The organism is Streptomyces sp. NPDC052036 (genome assembly GCF_040680495.1).
GTDB lineage: Bacteria > Actinomycetota > Actinomycetes > Streptomycetales > Streptomycetaceae > Streptomyces.
This window is the reverse complement of record NZ_JBFAWW010000020.1, coordinates 1-1,007: the sequence shown is the minus strand read 5'-3', so window position 1 is coordinate 1,007 and position 1,007 is coordinate 1. Positions and strand designations below refer to the sequence as shown.

Below are 1,007 nucleotides of genomic sequence, written 5' to 3'. Positions count from 1 at the left end.
CGCGGCGGAAACCACCCCGGTCGCCACGGTCCTCGCCACGGCGGTCGTCACGCCGGTCGTCACGGCGACCGTAGCCACCGCGCTGATCGTCACGGCGGAAGCCGGGGCGGTCTCCGCCTTCACGACGGAACCCGCCTCGGTCATCGTCACGACGGAACCCGGGACGGTCGCCGCCTTCACGACGGAACCCGCCTCGGTCATCGTCACGACGGAAGCCGGGACGGTCGCCGCCTTCACGACGGAACCCGCCTCGGTCATCGTCACGACGGAACCCGGGACGGTCGCCGCCTTCACGACGGAACCCGGGACGGTCGCCGCCTTCACGACGGAACCCGCCTCGGTCATCGTCACGACGGAAGCCGGGACGGTCGCCGCCTTCGCGACGGAACCCGCCTCGGTCATCGTCACGACGGACCCCAGGGCGGTCGCGGTCGTCGCGGCGCGGGCCGGCCGACCGGTCGTCGCGGCGGAAGGAGGGCCGACCACCGTGGTCGCGGTCCCGATCATCCCGCCGGACGCCACCACGGTCATCACGCCGGAAAACGCCACGGTCGTCACGGCGGTCATCGCGCCGATCGTCCCGGCGGTCGTCGCGGCGGAACCCGCCCCGGTCATCACGCCGGTCGTCGCCACGGCGGTCGTCGCGGCGGAACCCGCCCCGGTCATCACGCCGGTCGTCGCCGCGACGGTCGTCACTGCGGCGCGGACCCCCGCGGTAACCGCCGCGGTCACCACTGTCCCGGCGGCGTTGGTCGCGCTCAGGACGCTCGTCGGGAGAGTTGGTGGACATGGGTGACTCCTGTCTTCGGTACCGCAAAGCCATTCTCGCGCAGCCGGGTACCCGGCGCGCATCGGAAAAACAAAAAGGACCCCTGGTCCCAGCGAGTCGCTGGGACCAGGGGTCCTCCAAAGATTGTTCGGCGGCGTCCTACTCTCCCACAGGGTCCCCCCTGCAGTACCATCGGCGCTGTAAGGCTTAGCTTCCGGGTTCGAAATGTAACCGGGCG

At 71.2% G+C, this 1,007-nt stretch carries 1 rRNA gene and 1 pseudogene; one reads left to right on the top strand and one right to left on the bottom strand.

Annotated features, from left to right (window positions below):
- A pseudogene (locus AB0L95_RS25560) lies at nt 1-796 on the top strand (hypothetical protein); the annotation flags it as partial.
- A 119-nt stretch (nt 797-915) separates the two neighbouring features.
- Here the strand turns inward: AB0L95_RS25560 and rrf are convergent.
- Nucleotides 916-1,007: ribosomal RNA gene (gene rrf / locus AB0L95_RS25555) — 5S ribosomal RNA — on the bottom strand; the annotation flags it as partial.